Below are 1,357 nucleotides of genomic sequence, written 5' to 3'. Positions count from 1 at the left end.
GCATGATGAACCTGAATCGCCAGCGGCATCAGCACCTTGTCGCCTTGCGTATAATATTTGCCCATGGTGAAAACGGGGGCGAAGAAGTTGTCCATATTGGCCACGTTTAAATCAAAACTGGTGAAACTCACCCAGGGATTGGCTGAGACGAAAAACATATTCTCAATAAACCCTTTAGGGAAATAGGCCAGGTTTTCACCGTAACACGCCACATCTTGCGAATATATGTGTAGAAACTGCCGGAAATCGTCGTGGTATTCACTCCAGAGCGATGAAAACGTTTCAGTTTGCTCATGGAAAACGGTGTAACAAGGGTGAACACTATCCCATATCACCAGCTCACCGTCTTTCATTGCCATACGGAACTCCGGATGAGCATTCATCAGGCGGGCAAGAATGTGAATAAAGGCCGGATAAAACTTGTGCTTATTTTTCTTTACGGTCTTTAAAAAGGCCGTAATATCCAGCTGAACGGTCTGGTTATAGGTACATTGAGCAACTGACTGAAATGCCTCAAAATGTTCTTTACGATGCCATTGGGATATATCAACGGTGGTATATCCAGTGATTTTTTTCTCCATTTTAGCTTCCTTAGCTCCTGAAAATCTCGATAACTCATTAAAGCTAGCGGCCGCTAGCTTATCGATGATAAGCTGTCAAACATGAGAATTTAGCCCGCCTAATGAGCGGGCTTTTTGTTGTGATCCGCGTTGCTGGCGTTTTTCCATAGGCTCCGCCCCCCTGACGAGCATCACAAAAATCGACGCTCAAGTCAGAGGTGGCGAAACCCGACAGGACTATAAAGATACCAGGCGTTTCCCCCTGGAAGCTCCCTCGTGCGCTCTCCTGTTCCGACCCTGCCGCTTACCGGATACCTGTCCGCCTTTCTCCCTTCGGGAAGCGTGGCGCTTTCTCATAGCTCACGCTGTAGGTATCTCAGTTCGGTGTAGGTCGTTCGCTCCAAGCTGGGCTGTGTGCACGAACCCCCCGTTCAGCCCGACCGCTGCGCCTTATCCGGTAACTATCGTCTTGAGTCCAACCCGGTAAGACACGACTTATCGCCACTGGCAGCAGCCACTGGTAACAGGATTAGCAGAGCGAGGTATGTAGGCGGTGCTACAGAGTTCTTGAAGTGGTGGCCTAACTACGGCTACACTAGAAGAACAGTATTTGGTATCTGCGCTCTGCTGAAGCCAGCTACCTTCGGAAAAAGAGTTGGTAGCTCTTGATCCGGCAAACAAACCACCGCTGGTAGCGGTGGTTTTTTTGTTTGCAAGCAGCAGATTACGCGCAGAAAAAAAGGATCTCAAGAAGATCCTTTGATCTTTTCTACGGGCCCTTCTGCACAAGGGGAATT

The 1,357-nt window shown here is 48.8% G+C and carries 2 protein-coding genes; both read right to left on the bottom strand.

What is annotated here, in order from left to right; all coding sequences use genetic code 11:
- Window positions 1-581 (bottom strand): type A chloramphenicol O-acetyltransferase (catA, locus tag ACFIKX_RS09700; RefSeq protein ID WP_375661253.1); only part of this gene is annotated, 581 nt, incomplete at its 3' end.
- Between the two features lie 355 nt (window positions 582-936).
- On the bottom strand, window positions 937-1,065 hold the full coding sequence (locus ACFIKX_RS09695; protein WP_003806876.1) for a hypothetical protein: 129 nt from the start codon (window positions 1,063-1,065) through the stop codon (window positions 937-939).
- Window positions 1,066-1,357 lie beyond the last annotated feature (292 nt).

The organism is Bartonella sp. CM86QHHN, assembly GCF_042194695.1.
GTDB lineage: Bacteria > Pseudomonadota > Alphaproteobacteria > Rhizobiales > Rhizobiaceae > Bartonella.
The sequence above is the reverse complement of the archived record's forward strand: the minus strand, read 5'-3'. Positions and strand labels throughout refer to the sequence as shown.